The 25,343-nt window shown below is 68.0% G+C and carries 20 protein-coding genes; 3 read left to right on the top strand and 17 right to left on the bottom strand.

Going from position 1 to position 25,343, the window contains the following annotated elements; translation table 11 throughout:
- Nucleotides 1-5 precede the first annotated feature (5 nt).
- Complete coding sequence (locus PGN12_04595; GenBank protein ID MEH3103166.1) at nucleotides 6-1,322, top strand: PepSY domain-containing protein; 1,317 nt, start codon at nucleotides 6-8, stop codon at nucleotides 1,320-1,322.
- Here PGN12_04595 and PGN12_04590 read toward each other — a convergent pair.
- Nucleotides 1,277-2,497 carry a multidrug effflux MFS transporter gene (locus tag PGN12_04590; protein ID MEH3103165.1) on the bottom strand — a complete coding sequence of 407 codons (1,221 nt, stop codon included), beginning with the start codon at nucleotides 2,495-2,497 and terminating at the stop codon, nucleotides 1,277-1,279. The two genes, PGN12_04595 and PGN12_04590, sit on opposite strands and share 46 nt — an antisense overlap.
- A 17-nt stretch (nucleotides 2,498-2,514) precedes the next feature.
- A complete protein-coding gene (locus PGN12_04585; GenBank protein MEH3103164.1) occupies nucleotides 2,515-3,696 on the bottom strand; it encodes a Xaa-Pro peptidase family protein in 1,182 nt (393 codons plus the stop codon).
- A gap of 125 nt (nucleotides 3,697-3,821) precedes the next feature.
- On the opposite strand from PGN12_04585, the gene PGN12_04580 reads away from it, so the two are divergent.
- The gene (locus PGN12_04580) at nucleotides 3,822-4,139 is read left to right on the top strand and encodes a hypothetical protein (GenBank protein ID MEH3103163.1); all 318 of its coding nucleotides are present in this window, start codon (nucleotides 3,822-3,824) and stop codon (nucleotides 4,137-4,139) included.
- Here the strand turns inward: PGN12_04580 and PGN12_04575 are convergent.
- From PGN12_04575 to PGN12_04510, 14 genes are all read right to left on the bottom strand, one after another.
- On the bottom strand, nucleotides 4,121-5,869 hold the full coding sequence (locus PGN12_04575) for a glycogen debranching enzyme (protein MEH3103162.1): 1,749 nt from the start codon (nucleotides 5,867-5,869) through the stop codon (nucleotides 4,121-4,123). The genes PGN12_04580 and PGN12_04575 overlap by 19 nt on opposite strands.
- Nucleotides 5,866-7,485: an alpha-D-glucose phosphate-specific phosphoglucomutase gene (locus PGN12_04570; protein MEH3103161.1), complete on the bottom strand. Its 1,620-nt coding sequence runs from the start codon at nucleotides 7,483-7,485 to the stop codon at nucleotides 5,866-5,868. The genes PGN12_04575 and PGN12_04570 overlap by 4 nt, the downstream gene beginning before the upstream one ends.
- Nucleotides 7,482-8,930, bottom strand: coding sequence for a glycogen synthase GlgA (gene glgA / locus PGN12_04565; GenBank protein ID MEH3103160.1), 1,449 nt, complete (start codon nucleotides 8,928-8,930; stop codon nucleotides 7,482-7,484). The genes PGN12_04570 and glgA overlap by 4 nt, the downstream gene beginning before the upstream one ends.
- Nucleotides 8,931-8,934: 4 nt before the next feature.
- Entirely contained in the window at nucleotides 8,935-10,197 is a 1,263-nt protein-coding gene (gene glgC / locus PGN12_04560; GenBank protein MEH3103159.1) for a glucose-1-phosphate adenylyltransferase, read from the bottom strand.
- 264 nt (nucleotides 10,198-10,461) lie between these two features.
- Nucleotides 10,462-12,633, bottom strand: coding sequence for a 1,4-alpha-glucan branching protein GlgB (glgB, locus tag PGN12_04555; protein MEH3103158.1), 2,172 nt, complete (start codon nucleotides 12,631-12,633; stop codon nucleotides 10,462-10,464).
- Nucleotides 12,630-15,053, bottom strand: coding sequence for a glycogen/starch/alpha-glucan phosphorylase (locus PGN12_04550; protein ID MEH3103157.1), 2,424 nt, complete (start codon nucleotides 15,051-15,053; stop codon nucleotides 12,630-12,632). Before PGN12_04550 ends, glgB begins: the two co-directional genes overlap by 4 nt.
- A 29-nt stretch (nucleotides 15,054-15,082) precedes the next feature.
- Nucleotides 15,083-15,919 carry a YihY/virulence factor BrkB family protein gene (locus PGN12_04545; GenBank protein ID MEH3103156.1) on the bottom strand — a complete coding sequence of 279 codons (837 nt, stop codon included), beginning with the start codon at nucleotides 15,917-15,919 and terminating at the stop codon, nucleotides 15,083-15,085.
- Between the two features lie 274 nt (nucleotides 15,920-16,193).
- Entirely contained in the window at nucleotides 16,194-16,547 is a 354-nt protein-coding gene (locus PGN12_04540; GenBank protein ID MEH3103155.1) for an iron-sulfur cluster assembly accessory protein, read from the bottom strand.
- Nucleotides 16,547-17,008, bottom strand: coding sequence for an SUF system Fe-S cluster assembly protein (locus PGN12_04535; protein ID MEH3103154.1), 462 nt, complete (start codon nucleotides 17,006-17,008; stop codon nucleotides 16,547-16,549). Before PGN12_04535 ends, PGN12_04540 begins: the two co-directional genes overlap by 1 nt.
- Nucleotides 17,005-18,216: a cysteine desulfurase gene (locus tag PGN12_04530; GenBank protein ID MEH3103153.1), complete on the bottom strand. Its 1,212-nt coding sequence runs from the start codon at nucleotides 18,214-18,216 to the stop codon at nucleotides 17,005-17,007. The genes PGN12_04535 and PGN12_04530 overlap by 4 nt, the downstream gene beginning before the upstream one ends.
- Nucleotides 18,217-18,259: 43 nt before the next feature.
- Complete coding sequence (locus PGN12_04525) at nucleotides 18,260-19,324, bottom strand: SufD family Fe-S cluster assembly protein (protein MEH3103152.1); 1,065 nt, start codon at nucleotides 19,322-19,324, stop codon at nucleotides 18,260-18,262.
- Nucleotides 19,321-20,064, bottom strand: a complete 744-nt coding sequence (sufC, locus tag PGN12_04520) for a Fe-S cluster assembly ATPase SufC (GenBank protein ID MEH3103151.1) — start codon at nucleotides 20,062-20,064, stop codon at nucleotides 19,321-19,323. Before sufC ends, PGN12_04525 begins: the two co-directional genes overlap by 4 nt.
- A 124-nt stretch (nucleotides 20,065-20,188) precedes the next feature.
- Nucleotides 20,189-21,652 carry a Fe-S cluster assembly protein SufB gene (gene sufB, locus PGN12_04515; GenBank protein MEH3103150.1) on the bottom strand — a complete coding sequence of 488 codons (1,464 nt, stop codon included), beginning with the start codon at nucleotides 21,650-21,652 and terminating at the stop codon, nucleotides 20,189-20,191.
- Between the two features lie 2 nt (nucleotides 21,653-21,654).
- Nucleotides 21,655-22,101 (bottom strand): SUF system Fe-S cluster assembly regulator, encoded by a 447-nt coding sequence (locus PGN12_04510; GenBank protein MEH3103149.1) that lies wholly within the window; start codon nucleotides 22,099-22,101, stop codon nucleotides 21,655-21,657.
- A gap of 278 nt (nucleotides 22,102-22,379) precedes the next feature.
- Between PGN12_04510 and PGN12_04505 the strand changes: the two genes are divergently transcribed.
- Nucleotides 22,380-23,405 carry a quinone-dependent dihydroorotate dehydrogenase gene (locus PGN12_04505; GenBank protein ID MEH3103148.1) on the top strand — a complete coding sequence of 342 codons (1,026 nt, stop codon included), beginning with the start codon at nucleotides 22,380-22,382 and terminating at the stop codon, nucleotides 23,403-23,405.
- 141 nt (nucleotides 23,406-23,546) lie between these two features.
- Here PGN12_04505 and ggt read toward each other — a convergent pair whose 3' ends face one another.
- Nucleotides 23,547-25,304, bottom strand: a complete 1,758-nt coding sequence (gene ggt / locus PGN12_04500; protein ID MEH3103147.1) for a gamma-glutamyltransferase — start codon at nucleotides 25,302-25,304, stop codon at nucleotides 23,547-23,549.
- Between the last annotated feature and the right edge of the window lie 39 nt (nucleotides 25,305-25,343).

Here is a 25,343-nt window from a genome sequence, read left to right as displayed (position 1 = left end):
TCGTCATGACATCTTCCCGTCCGGCCGCGATCGCGGCCGAACTCCAGCGCGCGGTGTGGCGCTGGCACTTCTTTGCCGGCCTGCTGGTGCTGCCGTTCCTGCTGTGGCTGGCGGTGACCGGCGCGCTGTATCTCTACAAGCCCGAGATCGAGCGGCAGGTCTATGCCGACTGGATCCACGTCACGCCGGGACGCGCGACGCTGCCGCTCGACACGCTCGCCGCGCGCGTCGGCGCGTCGGTCGGCGGTGCGGTGACGCAGGTGCAGAAGCCCGCGCGCCTCGACGAGAGCTGGCGCGTGACGGTTCGTCGCGGCGACGGCACGAAGCTGATGGCGTTCGTCGACCCGCATGATGCGCACGTTTTCGGCACCACCCATCCGGGCGGGGTGATGCAGACCGTCAAGCATCTCCACAGCCTTGCGATTACCGGCTGGGTCGGCAACTGGCTGATCGAGATCGCCGCCGGCTGGTCGATCATCCTCGTCGTCAGCGGACTGTACTTGTGGTGGGGGCGCGGGCGGACGATGACGGTGCGCGGGCGCGCGAGCGGGCGGTTGTTCTGGCGCGACCTCCATGCCGTGACCGGGCTGTTCGCGGGCGGACTGATCCTGTTCCTCGCGATCAGCGGCATGCCGTGGAGCGCGGTGTGGGGGCATAACGTCCAGGCGGGGGTCGCGGGCGCGGGCTGGGGTCGACCGGCCGCGCCCGGCGGCGAGGGTCATGCCGGGCACGACCTGCCATGGTCACTTCAGCAACATACCATGCCAATGGGGCATGATGGCCCGCGCGTTACTGCCGACCGCGCGCTGGCTTCGGCGCAGGCGCGCGGCATGGCGCCCGACTGGACGCTGACGTGGCCGGAAGGCCCCGGTGCGCCGTATCTGGTCAGCGCCGTGCTGGGGCCGTCGGAGGCAGCGCATGTCGTCTATGTCGACGCCGGCACCGGGCGGGTGCTGCAGGATGCCGGGTTCAAGGACTTCGGCCGCGCCGGTCAGGTGATCGAGTGGAGCGCCGCCGTCCACCAGGGCAAGGAATATGGCGAGGCCAATCGGCTCATCATGCTGTTCGCCTGCGCCGCGCTCGCGCTGCTGACGATCACCGCGCCGGTGATGTGGTGGAAGCGGGGCCCGCGCGGGCGGACGACGCTGCCCGATGCGCGCACCGGCACCGGGCTGCTCGCGATCATGGGCGTGGCGGGGCTGCTGTTTCCGCTGACCGGGCTGACCATGCTCGCCGCGCTCGGCTACGGCCGGATCAAGGCCGTCGTCGGTGCGGCTCAGGCGAGCCGGGCGCGGAAGAGCTGGCCCTCCTCCACGACATAGACGATCACGAACGCCGCGACGCCGATCGCGAGATAGCCCAGCGTCAGCGGCAGCGTGGTGCCGGCATAGGATTGGCCGATCGCCGACCCGACCAGCACCGCGCCGACGCTGGTGATGAAGCCCTGCACCGACGAGGCGGTGCCCGCGATCCGCCCGACCGGCTCCATCGCCATCGCACCGAAGTTTGACCCGCACAGGCCGATGCAGGTCATGCTCAGCGACTGGAAGACCATGTAGCTGGCGAGCGTCTCCCACCCCATCCACACCACCGACAGGTGCATCAGCGACAGCACGATCAGCGCCAGCACGGCGGTCTGCGAGATCAGCCGCGTGCCGAGCCGCTCGACCAGGCGGCTGTTCATGAACGACGCCACGCCCATCGCGCCCGCGCAGATCGCGAACAGGAGCGTGAAGCGGTCGCCTGCGCCGAATTCGTCGACGAACACCTGCTGCGCCGAGGACACGAAGGCGATGATCCCGCCGAAGGTCAGCGAGGCGGCGAGCGCATAGCCGAGCGAATAACGGTTGGTGAGCGTCAGCCGGTAGCTGCTGGAAAGATTGGCGAGCGAGATCGCGGTGCGCCGCTCAGCCGGCAGCGTCTCGGGCAACCGCGTCAGCGTCCAGACCAGCACCAGCCCCGCAAAGCCGCCCAGCGCATAGAAGACGAACCGCCACGGCCCGATCACCAGCAACCCCTGACCGATCGTCGGCGCGAGGATCGGCACGAGGAAGAAGATCATCTGCGCCACCGACATGGTACGCGCCATCGCACGGCCCGAGGCGTTGTCGCGTACAACCGCCACCGCGATCACGCGCGTCGAGGCGGACATCAGCCCCTGCAACACCCGCGCGCCGAGCAGCGCCGCGAAGGTCGCCGAGGCGGCGGCGAAGACGCTCGCGCCGACGAAACCGATCAAGGTCGCGACCAGGACCGGCTTGCGCCCATAGCGATCGGCGAGCGGGCCGTAGAGCAACTGCCCGACGCCGAAGCCGAGCACATAGGCGGTCACCACCCATTGCCGGTGGTTGGCCTGATCGATCGCCAGATCGCGCCCGATATCGGCGAGCGCGGGGAGCATCAGGTCGACCCCCAAGGCATTCACCGCCATGACCGCCGCGACGAAGATGACGAACTCGGTCGCGTTCATGCCCGGAGGCGCGGCGTGGGGCTTCATGGAATTTTGGTCCGTTTTCAATCGAATGGCCGGTCGATACTCGGTTGTGGCTCGGTAAACCACGCCGCTCCAGCGTTCGTGACGTAGAAATGATCCTCCAGCCGGATGCCGAACCGTTCGGGCACCACGATCATCGGTTCGTTCGAGAAGCACATGCCCGGTGCGAGCGGGGTCTTGTCGCCGCGCACCAGATAGGCCGGCTCGTGGATCGACAGCCCGATCCCGTGACCGGTGCGGTGCGGCAGGCCGGGCAGGCGATAGTCGGGCCCAAGCCCCTCGCGCACCAGCACCGCACGCGCCGCGGCGTCGACGTCCTCGCACGGCACGCCCGGTGCGACCGCAGCAAAAGCGGCGGCCTGCGCGGCATGTTCGATGTCCCAGATCGCACGCACCTCGTCGGCGACCGGGCCAAAGGCATAGGTGCGCGTGATGTCGGAATGATAGCCATGGACGCGGCAGCCGGTGTCGACCAGCACCAGATCGCCCTCCGCCAGCGCGCGATCGCCGGGGAGGCCGTGCGGGTAGGCGGTCGCCTGCCCGAACTGCACCGCGCAGAAATAGGACGGGCCGCCGCCGATCGCGCGATGCGCATCGTCGATGAAGCGGATGACCTCGCTCTCGCGGATGCCGGGGCGCAGGATGCGCGCGGCGGCGGCGTGCACCGCCAGCGTCATCTGCATCGCCTGAGTCATCAGCGCGATCTCCGCGGACGACTTGAGCATCCGGCAGCCATCGATCGCGGGCGCGCCGTCGACGGTCGCCAGCCCCGCTCCCGCCAGCCGCCGCGCCCAGCCGTAGAAGAGCATCGGATCGAGCGCGAGCGTCGCCCCGGCGGGCAGCGCGTCGGCGACCAGTGCGACCGGGTCCTCATCCTCTTCCCACAACGCGAGATCGGCGGAGATGGCGAGTTCTGCCTCCAGCGAGCCGCGCTCGAACGCCGGGCAAATCAGCCGCGGCGTGCCGGTGACGGGCAACAGCAGCGCGACCAGCCGCTCGCTCGGGTTCCACGCCACGCCGGTGAAATAGTGGAGCGACGGGCCGGCCTGCACGAGCAGCGCATCGGCGCCCAGCCCGGCGGTCAGCGTACGGGCGCGCTCCAGCCGCGCGTGGCGCTCGGTCGTATCGATCGGTGGCGCCTTGTTCGCCCAGGGAGTGATGGCGGCAAGTTCCGCCGCCGCGCTGGATCCGCCGATCGTCATGCCACGCTCCGTCAAAATGGGTCATTCCGCCGGAACGACGGCGGACAATAACATAGGTGGTTACCGCTTCTTTACTTCTCGCTCCGTAAACCGGGCGTCGGGAAGAAAAGACGTGAGAAGGGGCCATGGCATCCAAACCGCTGATCGACAACCGTCGTGAGACACGCGTCCCGGCCGAGTGCCGCGGGCTGGCGCGGCTGGCGATTTCGATCGAAATCCTCGATGCCTCGGCAGCGGGACTGCGCGCCCGTACAGCGATGACGCTGATATCGGGCACGTTGCTGAAGCTGACCTTGCCCGGTGGTGCGGAGCGGCACGCGCGCATTGCGTGGGTCGACGGTCACATCTTCGGCTGTGAGTTCATGAAGCCGTTGAATAGCAAGGAGCTGCGCGATCTGGTCGATGCGACCGCCAACGCCGCGCCTTATGCGATCTGTGCCTGATCGGTCGGCGTCAGCGTTACGGTGTGCGCCTCGCGATCGACGGTGATCGTCGCATCGCGCAGCCGCAGGACGAAGCCGGACGCGCCATGCCAGTCGGCGTCGCGCATCGGCTGACCATCGAGGCGTAACCATGTCGCGTCATGCGCGACGTCCGGATCGGCCAGTGACGCGCACGCCGCGCGTCGCCGTGCGAGATCGGCGACGAACGCTTCAAGCGAACGGTCACGGCCGTTCCAGTCGAGCCACAGCAATTCGTCCTGCGCATAGCCGTTGTTGTTGCCGCGCTGCGTGCGGCCGAATTCGTCCCCGGCGGTAAGCAGGATCGTTCCGCGGGTCGCGAAAAGCGTCGCGAGCAGCGCGCGGACGTCACCCTCACGCGCGACGCGCACCGCAAGGTCGTCGGTGTCGCCCTCGACCCCATTGTTCCACGAAATCTCGCCGGCATGGCCGTCGCGATTGTCCTCGCCGTTGGCGTGATTGTGGCGCGTGGCAAAGGCAACGGTGTCGGCGAGCGTAAAGCCGTCGTGCGCCGCGACGAAGCTGACCCCGCGCGCGCGGTCGCCGAACAGATCGCTCGATCCCATCAGCCGCGTCGCGAGCGCCCCCACGCTGCCGTCGCCGCGCCAGAAGCGGCGGACGTCGTCGCGGTAGCGGTCGTTCCATTCGAGCCAGCCGCTGGGAAACTTTCCCAGCTGATAGCCGCCGGGGCCGATGTCCCACGACTCGGCGATCAGTACCCGGTCGCGCAGCACCGGGTCGGCGGCGATCTCCGCGAAGATCGGTGCGGCGGGGTCGAAGCCGGGACCGCGCGCCATCACCGTGGCAAGGTCGAAGCGGAAGCCGTCGACCCCCGCTTGGCGAACGAAGTGGCGCAGCGTGTCGAGCGTCAGCGCACGCACCGCCGGATTGGCGAAGTCGAGCGTGTTGCCGGTGCCGGCGTCGTTGATGAGCGTCCCGTCGGGCGCCCGCGCATAGGCGGCATCGTCCAGCCCGCGCAGCGCCAGCGTCGGGCCGAGGAGGTCGCTCTCGCCGGTGTGGTTGAACACGAGGTCGAGGATGGTGCCGATACCGGCCGCGCGCAATGCCGCAACCGTGGCGCGCAGCTCGGCGATGCCGCCGGGGGCGAGCCGTGGGTCGAGCGCCATCGGCACGACCGGGTTGTAGCCCCAGCCGTTGCCGAGCCCGAGCGGTGGCAGATGCCGCTCGTCGATCCATGCGACGACCGGCATCAGCTCGACCGCCGCGACGCCGATCCGCCGGAGGTGCGCGATCACCGCCGGATGCGCGAGCGCGGCGATCGTCCCGCGCTGTGAGACCGGCACGTCGGGGTGGCGCATCGTAAAGGCGCGAACGTTGATCTCGTAGATCAGCCCACCGGTACGGAACAGCGGCGGCAGGTCGAGCGGCGGCAGCGGCGCGGTGACGATCGCCTTGGGGACCAGCGCGGCGGTATCGATGCGCGGCTCACGCAGGTGCGGGTCGTAGACGAAGCGCCGGTCGAGCGTCACCGCATGCGGATCGACCAGCAGCTTGGCCGAATCGGCGTCGGTGCGGAAGCCGTAGCGCGTCCCCTCGCCGGCCCCGGTGACCCGCGCGTGCCATGTGTCGCCGCTGCGCGCCATCGCGACGCGGCGCTCGGCGTCGCCGTCGAACAGGCATAGCCATACCGCCTCCGCGCGCGGCGCGCGGACCGTGAAGTCGACGCCACCGGCGACGAGCGTTGCGGTCACGTCACGACGTCGGGCTGCTCGCGTCCGGTATGCGCGCGAATCCCGGCGATCGCCTCGGCCGCGGCGACGATGTCCGCCAGCATCGCGCCGGTTTCGGCATCCATATCGCCGCCGACCGGCTCGTAGCGTTCGAGGTAGACGCGCAGAGTCGCGCCGCTCGTCCCGGTGCCCGACAGGCGGAACACGACGCGGCTGCCACCCTCGAACAGCACACGCACACCCTGGTTGCGGCTCACCGAGCCATCGGTCGGGTCCTCATAGGCGAAGTCGTCCGCCGCCGCGACGGTGAGTGGGCCGAACGCCGTGCCGGGCAGCGTGCCGAGCTTGCCGCGTAGTTCCGCCATCAGGATGTCGGCCGCGGCGCTGTCGACGCCCTCGTAATCGTGGCGCGCGTAATAGTTTCGGCCATATTCCGCCCAGTGATCGCGCGCGATCCGGTCGACGCTCTTGCCCGTCGCGGCGAGGATGTTGAGCCACAGCAACACCGCCCACAGCCCGTCCTTCTCACGGACGTGATCGCTGCCGGTGCCGGCGCTTTCCTCGCCGCAGATCGTCGCCATGCCGGCGTCGAGCAGATTGCCGAAGAATTTCCAGCCGGTCGGCGTCTCGAACGACGGGATGCCGAGCTTCTCGGCGACGCGATCCGCCGCGGCGCTGGTCGGCATCGAGCGCGCGATCCCCTTCAGCCCGCCGGCATAGCCGGGTGCGCGATGCGCGTTGGCGGCGAGCATCGCGAGGCTGTCCGACGGCGTCACGAACCGCCCGCGCCCGATGATGAGGTTGCGATCGCCGTCGCCGTCCGACGCCGCGCCGAAATCGGGCGCGTCCGCCGCCATCATCGTCTCGTAGAGGTCGTGCGCATGGACGAGATTGGGGTCCGGGTGATGCCCGCCGAAATCCTCCAGCGGGGTGCCGTTGCGCACCGTGCCGGGCGCGAAGCCGAGCCGCCTCTCCAATATCTCCTTGGCATACGGCCCGGTCACCGCACTCATCGCGTCGAAGGCCATCGTCAGCTTCGCCGCGCGGATCGCGTCGAAGTCGAACAGCGACTCCATCAGTTCGGCATAAGCGGCGACCGGGTCGATCACCTCGACCGTCATCCCCTCGACCTGCGTCTCGCCAAGCGTGTCCAGATCGACGTCGGCGGTGTCGGCGCCGTGCCATGCGTCGATCGACAGCGTGCGGGCGTGGATCGCCTCGGTCACCTTCTCGGGCGCGGGGCCGCCGTTCGCGACGTTATATTTGATCCCGAAATCCTCGTCGGGGCCGCCGGGATTGTGGCTCGCCGACAGCACCAGCCCGCCGAGCGCGCCGCGCGTGCGGATCACGTTCGACGCCGCGGGAGTCGACAGGATGCCGCCTTGCCCGACGACGACCCGCGCAAAGCCGGCCGCCGCCGCCATGCGGATCGCGGTCTGGATCACCTCGCGATTGAGATACCGGCCGTCGCCGCCGATCACCAGCGTCGCGCCCTGCTTGCCCTCGACCACGTCGAAGACCGACTGGATGAAGTTCTCGGCATAGTTCGGCTGCTGAAAGACCTTCACCTTCTTGCGCAGACCGGAGGTGCCGGGCTTCTGATCGGTGAAGGGTGAGGTCGTGACGGTACGGATCATGCGGACAGCAGCTCCCGGTAAAGATCGGCATAGCGGCGTCCGCTGGTCGCCCAGGAGAAGTCCGCCGCCATGCCCGCGCGCTGGATCGAGGCCCAGCGATCGGGCGTGGCAAACAATTGTATCGCAAGCGCAATGGCATGCGCCAGTGACTCATGCGTGACGTTGTCGAATTGCACCCCGGTCGCCACGCCCGCGTCGAGCGCGGCGGCATTGGCGTGGATCACGGTATCGGCGAGCCCGCCAGTCCGCGCGACCACGGGCACGCAGCCATAGGCGAGACCATAGAGCTGGGTCAGCCCACACGGCTCGAACCGCGACGGGATCAGGATCGCGTCCGCCCCGCCCTGCATCAGATGCGACAGCGCCTCGTCATAGCCGATCCGTACCCCGACCTTGCCGGGGTGTCGTGCCGCCGCCGCGTTGAAGGCGTGCTCGAGCCACGCGTCGCCCGATCCGAGCAGCGCGAGGCGACCACCCCCTGCGACCAGCGCGTCGATCGTGTCGACCAGCACGTCCATGCCCTTCTGCCACGTCAGGCGCGTGACGACGCAGAACAGCGGACCATCGCCGGGTTCGAGCGAGAAGGCGGTTTCCAGCGCGCGCTTGTTGGTGACGCGGTGGGCGAGGCTGGCGGCGTCGTAGCGCTCGGATAGGGCGGCGTCGGTGGCCGGATTCCATACCGCCGGATCGATGCCGTTGACGATCCCCGACACCCGCCCGCGGCGGGCGCGGATCAATCCTTCCAGACCCATGCCGAAATCGGGACGCAGGATCTCGGCGGCATAGGTCGGGCTGACGGTGGTGATCGCGTCGGCGGCCTCCAGCCCGGCCTTGAGGTAGCCGACCCCGCCATAATATTCGACACCATCGACCGCGAAGGCGCGATCGGGCAGCGCCAGCGAGCCGAAGATGCCGCCGTCATAGCGGCCCTGAAAGGCGATGTTGTGGATCGTCATCACCGATTGCGCGGCGCGGCCACCGGCCGGAGCGAAGCGCAGATAGGCGGGGGCGAGCCCGGCCTGCCAGTCGTGCGCGTGGAGCACGTCGAAGCGGAAGCCCTTGACCGCGCCCGAGGCGAGATCGGCCGCCGCGCGCCCGAACGCGGCGAAGCGCCGCCAATTGTCGTCCCAGTCGCGCCCGGACGGATCGCCATAGGGCCCGCCCTCCCGCGCGAAGTAGCCGGGCGCGTCGAGCACGAGCAATTTGTGGCCGCCGATCGTTCCCGACAGCAACCGTGCGGGTGCGCCGATCAGGTCCGGCCAATCGTGGAGCACCGCCGACCCCTCCACCGCCGTCATGACGCGCGGATAGCCGGGGACGAGCGTAACGACGTTCACGTCATGCGGCGCGAGCGCGGCGGGCAGCGCGCCGACGACATCGCCCAGCCCGCCGGTCTTGACGAGCGGATAGGCTTCGGACGCAACCGACAGGACCGAGATCGGCATGGGGCTATAGCTCCAGCCGGTCGATCATCGGCTGCGTGATGAGGCACACGCCCTTTTCGGTGCGCCGGAAACGGTGACCATCGAGCAACGGGTCCTCCCCGACGACCAGCCCGTCGGGGATGATGACGCCGCGGTCGAGCACCACCTTCCTGAGCTGCGCGTTGCGGCCGATCTTGCAATGCGGGAGCACCACCGCTTCATCGAGCGACGAATAACTGTGCGCCCGCACGCCGGTCGAAATCAGGCTGCGGTGGACGTTCGCGCCGGAGATGATCGTATCGCCGGCCACCAGGCTCGACACCGCCTGCCCGCGCCGGCCATCGATATCGTGGACGAACTTGGCGGGCGGGGTCAGCTCGGAATAGGTCCACAGCGGCCACTCGCGGTCGTAGAGGTCGAGCTGCGGGACGACATCGGTCAGGTCGATGTTCGCTTCCCAATAGGCGTCGACCGTCCCGACGTCACGCCAATAGGCTTCGGGCTCCTCGGGCGAACGGACGCAGCTGGCGGAGAAGCGGTGCGCATGCGCATGGCCGTGCGCGACCAGATAGGGGATGATATCCTTGCCGAAGTCGCGCGACGACCCCGGCGTGGCAGCGTCGCGGCGCAATTCCTCGATCAGCAGCTTCGTGTTGAAGACGTAGATGCCGAGGCTGGCGAGCGCGACGTCGGGCTGGCCGGGGATCGATGGCGGATCGGCAGGCTTCTCGACGAAATCGACGATGCGGTCGTTCCCGTCGACGTGCATGACGCCAAACGCCACCGCTTCCATCCGCGGGACTTCCATGCACGCCACGGTCACGTCGGCCCCGCTGTCGCAGTGCTGCCGCAGCATGATCTCGTAATCCATCTTATAGATATGGTCGCCCGCGAGGATGACCATGAATTCCGGCGCGCTCTCCGCGATGATGTCGATGTTCTGGTAGACCGCGTCGGCGGTGCCCTCATACCATTGGAACTCGCTGATCCGCTGTGACGCCGGCAGGATGTCGAAGCTTTCGTTGCGTTCCGGGCGCAGGAAGTTCCAGCCGCGCTGGAGATGGCGGATCAGCGAATGCGCCTTGTACTGGGTCGCAACACCGATGCGGCGAATGCCCGAGTTGATCGCGTTCGACAAAGCAAAGTCGATGATGCGGCTTTTGCCCGCGAAATAAACCGCTGGTTTCGCTCGCGTATCGGTCAGCTCCTTCAATCGGCTGCCCCTGCCCCCGGCGAGGACATAGGCCATGGCGTCGCGCGCTAGCGGCTGACCTTTGCGTTCGTCCACCTCAGGCTCTCCTTCCCAGCATCTTTACTTAATGTTCATCAGGCGTTAACCGTAAAGTCACGGATCTGACGCTAAAAGGCGCGGTCGCCGTAAGTGAGTGCGTATCAAGAAGAATACGACTTTCGAGAGGATCGCCGATGCACCCCGCTTGCCAGCCCCGTTCCGCCGATGGTTTGATCCGTGGCGTCGCCTGCGCGCTCGTTCCGTCGCTGCTCGCCTGGGGCGCAATCTTCGCGATCGTCGGCCGGATCGTCTGAGCCGGAGTCACGACTCCGACTCCCACTCCAGCATCACCGTCGCCAGCGGCGGCAACGTGACATCGGCGTGGCCGCCCGAGGCGACCACGCCACCGAGATTGCCGAGCCCCGATCCCCAATAATCGTGCGCGTCGGAATTGAGCACTTCGCGCCAGCGACCGTCGTTGGGTAGCGGCACCCGGTACGGCATCCGCGCGACCGGGGTCATGTTGACGATCACCGCGATCGGCGCGGCGCCCGGCGCGGTGCGGAGCCAGACGAACACCGAATTCTCGGCATCGTCCTGTACCAGCCAGCGAAAACCGTCGCGCTCGCAATCGCGGGCATGAAGCGCGCGCTTCTCGCGATAGAGCCGGTTGAGATCGCGGACCAGCTTGCGAACGCCGTCATGCGCGTGCGAGTTGAGCAGGTCCCAGTCGAGCGAGCGCTCCTCGCTCCATTCGCCGCGCTGCGCGAACTCCTGCCCCATGAACAGCAGCTTCTTGCCGGGATAGCCCCACATCATCGCGTAATAGGTGCGGAGATTGGCGAATTTCTGCCAATCGTCACCGGGCATCTTGGTGAGCATCGAGCCCTTGCCGTGCACGACCTCGTCATGGCTGATCGGCAGTACGAAATTCTCGTCGAAGGCGTAGACCAGCCCGAAGGTGATCGCATCGTGGTGATGCTTCCGGTGGACCGGCTCGCGCGCCATGTACTTCAGCGTGTCGTGCATCCAGCCCATGTTCCACTTGAATCCGAAGCCGAGCGCGGTGCGCGGGGCCTCGTCATAGGCGGGGGCGGAGACGCCGGGCCAGCTGGTCGATTCCTCAGCGACGGTGAACACGCCGGGTTCGCGGGCGTAGAGCACGCGATTGGCGGCGCGCATGAAGTCGACCGCTTCCCAATTCTCGCGCCCGCCTTCGCGATTGGCGATCCACTCGCCGTCCCTGCGCGAATAATCGCGGTACAGCATTGAGGCGACCGCATCGACGCGCAGCCCGTCGACATGGTAACGCTCGGCCCAGAACAAAGCGTTGTTGACCAGAAACGCCGACACCTCGCGCCGCCCGAAATTGTAGATCGCGGTGTTCCAGTCGGGGTGATAGCCGAGCCGCGGGTCTTCATGCTCGTACAGCGCGGTGCCGTCGAACCGCGACAGGCCATGCGCATCGGTCGGGAAATGTGCGGGCACCCAGTCGAGCAGCACGCCGAGCCCGGCGCGGTGCGCGCCGTCGACGAAGCGCGCAAAGCCCTCGTGATCGCCGAACCGCGCGCTGGGGGCATAGAGGCCGGTGGTCTGATAGCCCCAGCTCGGATCATAGGGATGTTCCGAGATCGGCATGAACTCGATGTGCGTGAAGCCCATCGACACGGCGTAGGGGATCAGCCGCTCGGCAAGCTGGTCCCAGGTCAGGAACCAGCCATTCTCGTCGCGCTGCCAGCTGCCGGCATGGACCTCGTAGATGCTGATCGGCGCGCGGCGCGGATCGACCGACGCCCATGCCTCGCGATGCGCGGCGTCGCCCCATTCATGGTGCATCGGCGCGGTGGTGAGCGACGCGGTCTTGGGGCGCAGCTCGGCGGCGAAGGCATAAGGGTCGGCCTTGAGCGGCTGGAGTGCGCCGTCCGGCCCGGTGATCGCGTATTTATACGCCCGGCCTGCGCCGAGATCGGGCAGGAACAGCTCCCAGACGCCGGTGTCGTTGCGCCGGCGCATGCCATGGCGGCGCAGATCCCAGTCGTTGAAGTCACCGACCACCGCGACGCGCCGTGCGTTGGGCGCCCAGACCGCGAAATGCACCCCCTCCGCGCCCTCGTGCACGATCAGATGCGCGCCCATCTTGTCATGAAGGCGGAAATGCGTACCCTCGTTCATCAGGAAGTCGTCGGTGGGCCCGAGCACCGGACCGAAGCTGTACGGATCGGTCACCCACCATTCCGCGCCCCCGCCCTGCGCGACATAGCGCAACGGCTGCGGATCACCGTCAATGATCCCCTCGAACAGCCCGCGATCGTCGACCCGCGTCAGCGTACCGAGCACCTCACCTGCCAACGTGCGCGCAACCGCAGTGTCGGCCCCCGGTATCCAGACGCGCGCGAACGTGCCCTGCGGCCCGCGATGCGGGCCGAGCAGCGCAAAGGGATCCTCGTTGGTGCCGTCCAGCAGCGCGTCGATCGCGGCGGCGGGCGGCTTCACTTCACGCCCCAGATCTCGCGTGCATATTCGCCGATCGTCCGGTCCGACGAGAACCAGCCCATGTTCGCGACGTTGCGGATCGCGCTGCGGCTCCACCCGTCACGATCCGCCCAGCGCGCGTCCACGTCGCGTTGCGCGGCGGCATAGGCGTCGAAATCCGCCGCCACCATGAACCAGTCATGGTCGTACAGGCCTTTCATGAGGTCGCGGTAGCGGTCGTGGTCATCTGGTGAAAACACGCCGGAAGCGATCGCGTTCACCGCCTGCGCCAGTTCGGATGAATTTTCGATGACCGCGCGCGGATTGTAGCCGCCGGCACGCTTCGCGGCGACCTCGTCGGCGGTCAGGCCGAAGATCACGATATTCTCGGCACCGACGTGATCGCGGATCTCGACGTTCGCGCCGTCGAGCGTGCCGATCGTCAGCGCGCCGTTGAGCGCGAACTTCATGTTGCCGGTGCCCGACGCCTCCATGCCGGCGGTCGAGATCTGTTCGGACAGATCGGCGGCGGGCACCATCCGCTCGGCGAGGCTGACGTTGTAATTGGGGACAAACGCGACCTTGAGCAGCCCGCCGATCGACGGATCGGCATTGACGCGCCGTGCGACGTCGCCGGCCAGCTTGATGATGAGCTTGGCCTGGTGATAGCTCGACGCCGCCTTGCCCGCGAACAGCTTGACGCGCGGCGTCCAGTCGCGCTCCGGATGGCTGCGGATCTGGTCGTAGAGCGCGACCGTCTCGATGATGTTGAGCAACTGACGCTTGTATTCGTGGATCCGCTTGATCTGCACGTCGAAGATCGCCGACGGATCAAGGCGCACGCCCATTTCGGCGCGCAGATAGTCCGACAGTGCCGCCTTGTTGGCGCGCTTGACCGCGGCGAAACGCTCGCGGAACGAGGCATCCTCGGCGAACGGGGCGAGCGCGGTCAGCTTACCGGCATCGTCCATGAACCCGTCGCCGATCGCCTCGCGGATCAGCGACGTCAGCCCCGGATTGCATTCCTGCAACCAGCGGCGCGGAGTGATGCCGTTGGTCTTGTTGTTGATCCGATCGGGATAAAGCTGGTGCAGGTCGGCGAAGACGGTGGTCTTCATCAGGCCCGTATGCAGCGCCGCGACGCCGTTGACGCTGTGCGCGCCGGCGAAGGCGAGATTGGCCATCCGCACCCGCCGCTCGCCGCCCTCGTCGATCAGGCTGATCGCGGCGATCGCACGATCGTCCATTCCCTCTGCCTTGCGCGCGGCGCGGAGCAATTTGGCGTTGATCGCATAGACCAATTGCATGTGGCGCGGCAGCAGCCGCTCGAACAGCGGCAGCGGCCAGCTCTCCAGCGCCTCGGGCAGGAGCGTGTGGTTGGTGTAGCCGAACGTCGCCTGCGTGATCTCCCACGCCTCGTCGAAGGCGAGACCGTGTTCGTCGAGCAGCAGCCGCATCAGCTCGGCGACCGACACCGCCGGATGCGTATCGTTGAGCTGGATCGCGGCGCGGGTCGGCAGCGTGCGGATGTCCCCGAAATACTGAACGTGGCGTCGGACGATGTCCTGGATCGAGGCGGAGGAGAAGAAATACTCCTGCCGCAGCCGCAATTCCTGTCCCGCCGCCGTCGAGTCGTTGGGATAGAGGACGCGGACCAAGGTTTCGGCGCGCAGCTGGTCCGCCATCGCGCCGGCGAAATCGCCCTGGTTGAACGCGTCGAGCTTGAACGGATCGAGGCTGCGTGCGGTCCACAGCCGCAGCGTGTTGACGCGCCGTCCGCGCCAGCCGACGACGGGCGTGTCGACCGCCATCGCCTCGACGACTTCGCCGGGCTTCCACGTCACCGCGCCGCTTTCGTCGCCGTGCACCTCGCCGCCGAAGCCGATGACATAGGCGCTCTCGCGGCGACGGAATTCCCATGGGTTGCCGTATTGCAGCCACGTCTCGGGTAGCTCGACCTGCCAGCCGTCGTCGATCCGCTGGCGGAACATGCCGTTCACATAGCGGATGCCATAGCCGTAAGCGGGAAGGTCGAGCGTCGCGAGGCTCTCCATGAAACACGCCGCCAAGCGCCCGAGCCCGCCGTTGCCGAGCGCCGCGTCGGGTTCGATCTCCTCCAGTGCGGCGAGGTCGACGCCTAGTTCGTTCAGCGCCTTCGCCACTTCGTCGCGCGCCGACAGGTTCGCGAGCGTATCGCGCAGCAGCCGCCCGATCAGGAATTCGAGGCTGAGATAATAGACGCGCTTCGCCCCCGCAGCGTGCGCCGCCTTGGTGGACACCATCCAACGCTCGATGATTTCGTTGCGAACGGTGAAGATCGTCGCCGCGAGCCAGTCGTGCGGGCGCGCCGCCTGCTCGTCCTTGCCGATGCGGTGCACCAGCGTGTCGAGGATATTGAGCGCAAGCGGCCCCCGCTGCCGCGCGGTTTCGGTCTCGATCACGCCTACCCCCTTGTTCGTAGATGCAATGCCTAGGCGGTAGCCGGTGTTGCAGCAACGGTTTCCACCGCGCGACCGCGATACGCCTGCACGTCGAGCGCGGCACCGAGCAGGAAGGCGTAGACGCTGAGCCACAGCCACGTCAGCGCGACGATGATCGCCCCCAGCGAGCCGTAGGTCGCGCCGTAATTGCCGAAATTGGCGACGTAGAGGCTGAAGCCGGTGGTCGCGATCAGCCACACGAGGGTCGCGGTCACCGTCCCGGGCGTCGCCCAGCGCAGCCGCGAACCGTGGCGATACGGGCCGAAGCGGAAGAGCAGCGAGGCGCCGGTGATGACGATCGTCGCGAGCAGCGCATAGGTGGCGACGCGGATCAGCGCGAGGACGATGCCCGGAAACCACGGGATCAGCGCCCCGATGAACGCCACCACCGCGCTGGCGGCGATACCGAGGAAGATCAGCACGATCCCGCCAAGCACAATCGCGAACGAGGTGAGCGTCCAGACGATGAAGTTGCGCTTGTCCTTGACCTCATAGGCGACGTTGAGCGCGGTCATCATCGCGGTTGCCGCCTTGCTGCCGCCGTAGAGCGCGATGACGAGCGCGAGGATCAGCCCTAGCCCCTTGCGACCTTGCGAGCCCGAGGTGACGATGTCGAGTTGCTGCCCAACCAATGTGGCCACGTCGCCCGGCAAGGCGGCGAACAGCGCGCGAATGTCCTCTTGGACGGTCGCCGCGTCGGCGAACAGGCCATAGGTGAAGACGGTTACGGCGAGGATCGGGGCGATCGACGAGATGATGTAAAAGGCTGCGCCGGCCGCGATCAGCCCGAGATTGTCGTCGTTCGCGGCGGTGTAGGCGGCCTTCATCTGGCCCCACCAATCCCGCCGGAAGGATCGCCACAGATCGGTCGAAGACAAGTCGATGTTCATTACGGGGGCGAACGCAGCGCGGCGGCGTAGGCTCCCGGTCGAAGGATTAGCCTGGGTTAATTCCCTTCCCGTCGCCCCTGCGAAGGCAGCGGCCTATGGCTGTGCCGTCTTCCGGTCGGCATGACACAGGATCGCGGTGCTATGTGTCAGATGTTACTCGACACTCCACAGACATGGGCCCCTGCCTTCGCAGGGGCGACGGTCAGGACGGTCAAACCGTGAAGCTCTCGCCGCAGCCGCACGCGCCCTTGGCGTTGGGGTTGTTGAAGACGAAGCCTGCGGTAAAATCGTCCTCGACCCAGTTCATCGTCGAGCCGATCAGATACAGGATCGACCCGCCGTCGACGAACAAGGTGCCGCCGGGCGTCTCGATCCGCTCGTCCATCGGCTGGGCCTCGGTGACGTAATCGACCGAATAGGCCAGCCCCGAGCAGCCGCGGCGCGGGGTGGACAGCTTGACGCCGATCGCACCGGCGGGGGCCTTGGCCATTAGCTCGGCGATGCGCGCCTCCGCGGTCGGCGTCAGCAGCAGCGGCGCGGGGCGCGCGCGGAGCGTGGTGGCCATCACAGCATCCCCAGTTCGAGCCGCGCGTCGTCGGACATCTTCTGCGGGTCCCATGGCGGGTCCCAGACGAGGTTGACGTCGGCAAAGGCGATGCCGGGCACCGCCGCGACGCGCATCTCGACCTCGCCGGGCATCGACTCGGCGACCGGGCAATGCGGCGTGGTCAGCGTCATCGTCACCGCGGCATGACCGTCCTCGGTGACGTCGACGCCGTAGATCAGCCCGAGGTCATAGATGTTGACCGGGATTTCGGGGTCGAAGATATCCTTGAGCGCGTCGATCACCGCCTCGTACAGCGCGCCGCCTGGTTCGTGCGCGGCCTCGCCGGTCGGTTTCTGCGCAAGGAACCCCGACAGATAATCGCGCTGCCGCTCCGCACCCGTATCGATCGCGTCGGACACCTGCGCGCGCGGCGGCTTGTCGACCGCCTCGACCGTTTCGCTCCGCACCGAGTCGCTCATCCAAAAATCCTCTTCACTCGCTCGATCCCGGCCGCCAGCGCCGCCACGTCCTCCGGGCCGTTATAGACCGCGAAGCTGGCGCGCGCGGTCGCCTCGACGCCCAGCGCCGCCATCAGCGGCTGGGCGCAATGATGCCCGGCGCGGATCGCGACCCGGCTCCCGTCCAAGATGGTGCCGATGTCGTGCGGATGCACCCCCTCCATCACGAAGGAGACGATCCCGGCGCTGTCGTCCGGCCCGAGCACTCGGATCGAATTGACGCGCGACAGCGCGGCGCGTGCCTCGCGCACCAAAGCGGTTTCGTGCGCATGGATGCGGTCGAGCCCGATCGCACGGACGTAATCGACCGCCGCCGACAGGCCGAGCGCGCCGACGATATGCGGCGTCCCGGCCTCGAAGCGCGTCGGTGCGGGGGCGTAGGTGGTGCGCTCGAACGAGACGCGGTCGATCATCGACCCGCCGCCCTGATAGGGCGGCATAACGTCGAGCAGCTCGGCGCGTGCCCACAGCACGCCGATGCCGGTCGGACCGTAGAGCTTGTGCCCGGAGAAGACGTAGAAATCGCAGCCGAGCGCGGCGACATCGACCGCCACGCGCGGCACCGCCTGACAGCCGTCGATCAGGATCTTCGCGCCGACCGCATGTGCGATCGCGCTGGCCTTGGCGACGTTGAGGATCGAGCCGAGCACGTTCGAGACATGCGCCAGCGCGACCAATTTGTGTTCGGGGCGGATCATCGCCGCCATCGCGTCGAGGTCGATGCGATGATCGTGCGTGAGCGGGATCACGTCGATCGCCGCGCCGACGCGCTCGGCGACCATCTGCCACGGCACGATGTTGCTGTGATGCTCGAGCATCGACAGCAGGATGCGGTCGCCGGCCTTGAGGTTCTGCGCCGCCCATGACTGCGCGACGAGGTTGATCGCCTCGGTCGCGCCGCGGACGAAGACGATCTCGTTCGCGGGCGCGCCGATCAGGTCGGCGATGTTTGCACGCGCCGCCTCATAGGCCAGCGTCATGTCCGCCGAACGTTGGTACACGCCGCGGTGAACGGTGGCGTAAGTGGTGTCGTAGCCGCGGGTGATCGCGTCGATCACGGCCCTTGGCTTCTGCGCGGTCGCGGCGGTGTCGAGATACGCCCAACCCTCCGGGATTGCGGGGAAATCCGCAACCACGTCGAGCGGGCGATCGGCGGTCGTCACGCTCATGACCGCGCCCGAATGTTGCGAATGTTGAGACGCCGGCGGGGTATCACAACGCGCTCTCCAGCCACGCATCCGCGTCGGCGGCGAAGGCAGCGCGGACCGTTTCGTCGGCGATGCGATCGAGCGCGTCGGCGACGAACGCGCGGGTCAGCAACGCCTTGGCGCGCGGCGCCGGGATGCCGCGGCTCTCCATGTAGAACAAGGCGCGCGCATCGAGTTCGCCGACCGTCGCACCGTGCGCGCACTTCACGTCGTCGGCGAAAATCTCCAGCTCGGGCTTGAGATTGACGGTCGCGGTGCGGTGGAGGAGCAGGCCGCGCAACGATTGCTCGCCGTCGGTCTTCTGCGCGTGGCGCGCGACCTCGACTGCGGCGGCGAGGCTCGCCTGCGACTGGTCGGCCGCGACCGCGCGCCACAATTGGTGCGACTGGCCGTTAGGCTCGGCGTGGCGGACGCGCACCGCGCATTCTTGACGAAGCCGGTCGCGGGTCAGCAGCGCGCCACCGTACTCGGCATAGCCGCCCTCGCCCGCCAGCGTGATCGCGGCGTCGATGCGAACGCCCTGATCGCCCGCCGCGAGCATCGTGCCGATCAAGCTCGCGCCCTCGCCCACTTCCGCCTCGTCGCGCAGCGTGACGAAGCCCGCCGCTTGCGTCATGCGGACGGCGCGCATCAGCCGCGCGGCCTTGCCGAGCCGGATGCGGGTGTTGCGGTTCGCCCAGCCCGCGCCGACGAAGGTCTCGACGACCTGCGCCGAGGTGTCGGTGTCGAGCACGATCTCCGCGGCGACGTGATTGTCGCCGCCGGTCGCGACATGCACGACCTGCACCGGGTGCGCGACCGCCTGCGCATCGAGGTGGAGCGACCAGCCGCGGGTGGCGCGCTTGCCGAGCGCGTGCGCGCCGGGGGCCAGGTCGCCGACCCGAACGCGGTGAAGGTCGCTGGCGGCGTCATCAAGGACGCCGTCGACGAACAGCAGCTTCGCGCCGGGCAGGTCGAGGAACTGCGCGTCGGGACGCGTGATCGGCGCGAGCGCGGCGGCGGCGGCGATCCCGCCGAGATCCGCCCAGCGCCACGCTTCCTCGCGGTTGGAGGGGAGATCGAGCGTCACGCGGCGACCTCGGCATAGCCCTGCCGCTCCAGCTCGTGCGCCAGCTCCGGCCCGCCCGAGCGGGTGATGCGACCATCGGCGAGGACGTGGACACGATCGGGCTGCACATAATCGAGCAGGCGCTGGTAGTGGGTGATGAGCAGCACCGCCTTGTCGGGCTTGCGCATGATGCGGTTGATGCCGTCGCCGACGATCCGCAGCGCGTCGATGTCGAGCCCCGAGTCGGTTTCGTCGAGGATCGCGAAGGCCGGGTCGATGATGCCCATCTGCACCATCTCGTTGCGCTTCTTCTCGCCGCCCGAGAAGCCGACGTTGACCGGGCGCTTGAGCATGTCCTGCTGGAGCCCGAGCGCATCGGCCTGCGCACGGGCGAGCTTGAGGAACTCCGCGCCCGACAGCGGCTTCTCGCCGCGGCTGGTGCGCTGCGCGTTGAGCGATTCGCGGAGGAACTGGACGTTCGAGACGCCGGGAATCTCGACCGGATACTGGAAGCCGAGGAACACGCCGGCAGCGGCGCGCTCGTGAGGTTCCTTCTCCAGCAGGTCCTCGCCGTTGAAGGTGATCGACCCCTCGGTCACCTCGTAGCCGGGGCGGCCGCCGAGGACGTAGCCGAGCGTCGACTTACCCGCGCCGTTCGGCCCCATGATCGCGTGTATCTCGCCCGCGTTGACCTCGAGCGACAGGCCCTTGAGGATTTCCTTGCCGTCGATTTCGGCGTGGAGGTTTTCGATTTTCAGCATCATTCTTCCTCTTAGCCCCTCCTCTTCAGAGGAGGGGTTGGGGGTGGAGCGAGGTCTCACCGAGACCTTCGCTCTTTATTCCCCCACCCCAACCCCTCCCCTGAAGAGGAGGGGCTTTTTTCCGTTAGCCCACACTACCCTCTAGGCTGATGCCGAGCAGCTTCTGCGCCTCGACCGCGAACTCCATCGGCAGCTGCTGCAGCACCTCGCGCGCGAAGCCGTTGACGATCAGCGCCACCGCCGCCTCGGCGTCCAGCCCGCGCGACATCGCGTAGAACAATTGGTCCTCGCTGATCTTGCTGGTCGTCGCCTCATGCTCGATCTGCGCGCTGGGGTTCTTGACCTCGATATACGGCACGGTGTGCGCACCGCACTGATCCGACAGCAGCAGCGAGTCGCATTGCGTGAAGTTGCGGACGTTCTCGGCGCTCGCCGCGACGCGCACCAGCCCGCGATAAGTGTTGTCGGAGCGCCCGGCGCTGATCCCCTTCGACACGATCGTCGACTTGGTGTTCTTGCCGAGATGGATCATCTTGGTGCCGGTGTCGGCCTGCTGGCGGTTGTTGGTGACCGCCACCGAGTAGAATTCACCGACCGAACCATCGCCCGCCAGCACGCACGACGGGTACTTCCACGTGATCGCGCTGCCGGTCTCGACCTGCGTCCACGACACCTTGCTGTTGCGGCCCTGACAGAGCGCGCGCTTGGTGACGAAATTGTAGATGCCGCCGACGCCGTTCTCGTCGCCGGGATACCAGTTCTGGACGGTCGAATATTTGATCTCGGCATCGTCCATCGCGACCAGCTCGACCACCGCGGCGTGGAGCTGGTTCTCGTCGCGCATCGGCGCGGTGCAGCCTTCGAGGTACGAGACATAGGCGCCCTCGTCGGCGACGATCAGCGTGCGCTCGAACTGGCCGGTGTTCTCGGCATTGATGCGGAAATAGGTGCTCAGCTCCATCGGGCAGCGCACGCCTTTCGGCACGTAGACGAACGTGCCGTCGGAGAAGACCGCCGAGTTGAGCGTCGCGAAATAATTGTCGCGCTGCGGCACGACCTTGCCGAGCCACTTCTTCACCAGATCGGGATATTCGCGGATCGCCTCGCTGATCGACAGGAAGATCACCCCCGCCGCCTTCAGCTCGGCGCGGAAAGTGGTGGCGACCGAGACGCTGTCGAACACCGCGTCGACCGCGACCTTGCGCGCGCCCTCGACGCCGGCGAGCACTTCCTGCTCGGCGATCGGGATGCCGAGCTTCTCATAGGTGCGGCGGATTTCGGGATCGAGTTCGTCGAGCGAGGCGATCGTCTTCTTCACCTTCGGCTCGGCGTAATAATACGCATCCTGATAGTCGATCGGCGGCACGTTGAGCTTCGCCCAGTCGGGCGCCTCCAGCGTCTGCCAGACGCGGAACGCCTTCAGCCGCCAGTCGAGCATCCATTCGGGCTCGTTCTTCTTCGCCGAGATATAGCGGACGGTGTCCTCGCTCAGCCCCTTGGGCGCGAAGTCCTGCTCGATGTCGGTCGCGAAGCCCCATTCGTACTTCTTGGCGACGGCGGCGTGTGCCTCGGCGTTCTTGGTGGCCATGATTATGCCTCAACCTTCATCTGCTGCTGCGCCGCGGGCGGCGCGTCTGCGGCGAGTTGCGCGAGCGTGATTCCCGCCAGCGCCCCGCGCACCGCCCGGTTGACCGCACCCCAGTGCGGCTTCACCCGGCAATTTCCCTCAATCGCGCAATCGTGATTTTCGGCATCGACGCACGAGGTCATCGCGATCGGCCCCTCGACCGCCTCGACGATGTCGGCGAGCGTGATCGACGCCGGCGGGCGCGACAGCCGGAAACCGCCGCCCTGCCCACGCGCACTGTCGATCAGCCCGGCCGCGGCGAGCTTGCTGACCAGCTTCTGCGCGGTCGGCAACGGTACGCCGGTTTCCTCGGCAAGCGAGGTCGCATTCTGACGCGCCATCCCGCCGCAATGCCGCGCGGCGGCGCCGAGCAGCACCACGGCATAATCGGTCAGGCTGGAAAGACGCATCTGTTGCGAACCACTCTTAAATCGGATCGGATCGTTCCGATTGGCAGATGGTCGTTTGTGGCCCCGAAATCAACCGCCGCGTTCGGCACAAAAAAAGGGCCCGGCATCGCTGCCGGGCCCTTCAGGAAAGAGACTTCCTTGAGGAAGCCCTTCGGGTCGCACGCATCTTATGCCGCTGATTCGGCCGCAAAGATTGGATGGATGCGACGCAGCATACGGCAAAACTTACAATTGCGCCGTGCTTGATCTCCCCGCGCGAGGAGGCGAAACGACGGGGCATGGCCGACCTGCTCTCCCGCCTCGTGCATACGCTCGATCCCGAAACCGCGCACGTCTGGGCGATTCGCGCGCTCGGCGGCTGGGGGCGGAGCGGCGCGCCGCTCGCGGGGACGATGCCACGGTTGGAGACGGTGGTGGCGGGCGTGCGCTTTCCCAATCCGGTCGGGCTGGCGGCGGGGCTCGACAAGGATGCGCGCGCGATCACCGGGTTGATGGCGCTGGGGTTCGGGGCGGTCGAGGTCGGGACGCTCACCCCGCTGGCGCAACCGGGCAATCCGAAGCCGCGGCTGTTCCGGCTGGCCGAGGATCGCGCGGTCATCAACCGGATGGGGTTCAACAACGGGGGGCTGGCGGACGGCGTTGCGCGCGCGCGGGCGGCGGATCGGCGCGGCGGGGTGCTGGGGATCAACGTCGGCGCGAACAAGGATGCGACCGATCGTGTCGCCGATTATGTCGCGGGGGTGCGCGCGGCGGCGGCGGTGGCGGATTATGTGACGATCAACATCAGCTCGCCGAACACGCCCGGCTTGCGCGACCTGCAACAGGGGGCGGCGCTCGACGAATTGCTGGCGGCGTGCGTCGCGGAGCGCGGGGCGACGCCGCTGTTCCTGAAGATCGCGCCCGATCTGGACGCAGGCGGGATCGACGGCGTGGCGAAGGCCGCGATCGCACGCGGCGTCGATGCGCTGGTGATCGGCAACACGACGATCGCGCGTCCGACGCTGCGCAGTGTTCACGCCGGGGAGACCGGCGGCCTGTCGGGCGCGCCGCTACGCGCGCTGGCGGCGGCGAAGCTGGCGGAGGTGCGCGCGGCGACCGGCGGGCAGATCGCGCTGGTGGCAGCGGGCGGGATCGACAGCGGGGCGGAGGCCTATGCGCGGATCCGGGCCGGGGCGAGTCTGGTGCAGCTGTATTCGGCGCTGGTCTATGAAGGGCCGGGGTTGCCGCGGCGGGTGGTGAGCGAACTGGCGGCTTGCTTGGCGCGCGATGGCTTCGCGAGCGTCGCGGAAGCGGTGGGGGCGTAGAAAGCCCCTCTGTCACAGTCACACCGTTCGTGCTGAGCTTGTCGAAGCACGTGACCCAAGCGAGCCGCCTGGAATCCCGTACTTCGACAAGCCCAGTGCGAACGGGTCAGACGTAAGGCGTTTCGCGCGGCCGCCGACTCGTCATTTCGCTGGCGCTGGCTCGATCGCGACCTTGCCTTCGCGGCGCGGGTCGTAGCCGCCGTCGAGGCGACCGTCGCGCAGGATGATGCCGTGCAGCCCCGAATCCTCGCCCTGCCCCGGCCGCACGACGACGCCGCGCGCGGCCAGTCCGTCACGCACCGCCGGGGAAAAGCGCGACGCTTCGCCCTGATACGCGTCGCCCTTGGCGATCAGGTTGGGCAGTCCCAAGGCTTCCTGCATCGGCAGCTTCCAGTCGATCGCCGCGACCGCCGCCTTGCCGACATAGGCGAGGATCGCATTGCCGCCCGCCGAGCCGAGCGCACCGACGAAGCGGCGTCCGTCGTCGAGCAGCACCAGCGGCGTCATCGACGAGCGCGGACGCTTGCCGGCCGCGACCGCGTTGGCGGCGGCGCGGCCGGCGGCATCGCGCGGGCTGAACGAGAAATCGGTCATCTGGTTGTTGAGGAAGAAGCCGTCGACCATCCGTCCCGAGCCGAAGATCGACTCGACCGTCGTGGTGATCGACACGACGTTGCCGCGCGCATCGCCGACGACGAAATGCGAGGTGCCGGTCGGCTCGAGCGTGCGGTCGACGGCCGCGGCGGGCGCTCCGGCGGGGTTGCCCGGCGCGGGTGCAGGGCCGGCGCGGGTGCCGATCAATTGCGCGCGCTTCGCGAGGTAATCGGGCGCGAGTAGCCCGGCGACCGGCACGTCGACGAACGCGGGATCGCCGACATAACGGTCGCGGTCGGCGTACATCAGCCGGCTCGCCTCGGCGAACAGGAACCATGCCTGCGGATCGTTCGGCCCGCGCGTGGCGATGTCGGTACGTTCGAGCAGCCCGAGCAGTTCGAGCAGCCCGACCCCGCTGGCGGGCGGTGGCGGCGCGCAGACCAAAAGCACGCGATACGGCGCGCAGATCGGCTCGCGCACCACCGGGTGATAGGCGGTGAGATCGGCGAGCGTCATCGTGCCCGCGAGCGGGCCCTGCGTGGTGCGCGCGACGATCCGCCGGGCGGTTTCGCCGGTGTAGAGCGCGTCGGGTCCTTGGTCGGCCAGCCGCGCGAGGAATGCGGCATAGGCGGGATTGCGGAGCCGGTCGCCCGCGCGGAGCAATCCGCCGCCGGGACGCGCGAAATAGGCGCGGACGTCGAGCGCGCTCAGCTCGGCATAATTGCCGCCGAGGAAGCGCGCGAGCCGCGGCGAGACGGTGAAACCGTCCCTAGCGGTGCGGCGTGCGTCGCCGAACAGGGTGTTCCACGCGAGCCGGCCGTGTTCGGCGTGCACCATCGCCAGCATCTTCACCGCGCCGGGCACGCCGGTCGCGCGTCCGCTGAGCACCGCCTGCGCGAACGGCAGCGACTGGCCATTGTCGTCGAGGAACATGTCGGGCGTCGCGCCCGCCGGTGCGGTTTCGCGCCCATCGTAGATGCGCACCTGCCGCGCGGCGGCGTCATAATAGGTCAGGAACGCACCGCCGCCGACGCCGGAGCTTTGCGGCTCGACCAGCGACAGCATCGCCTGCACCGCGACCGCCGCATCCGCCGCCGAGCCGCCGCGGCGCAGCACCGCCATCCCGGCATCGGTGGCAAGCGGGTTGGCCGACACGACGAAGATCTGCGCCTTTGCGGTCGTGGCGGACGGTGCCGGAACGGGCGGGGCGACCGCCGCCTGCGGAGCGGCGCACGCCCCGAGCAGCAAGGCCGCCCCGAACAGGAGCGCGTGGAGGCGCGGCAGCGCGTGTCTCGTGTCGGTCATCGCGCCATGCGATAGCTCCGAGCCGGGACAGCGTCCATG

It is taken from the genome of Sphingomonas phyllosphaerae (genome assembly GCA_036946405.1).
GTDB lineage: Bacteria > Pseudomonadota > Alphaproteobacteria > Sphingomonadales > Sphingomonadaceae > Sphingomonas > Sphingomonas phyllosphaerae_D.
Note: the sequence above shows the minus strand (reverse complement) of the source record. Positions and strands in the feature narration are given on the sequence as shown.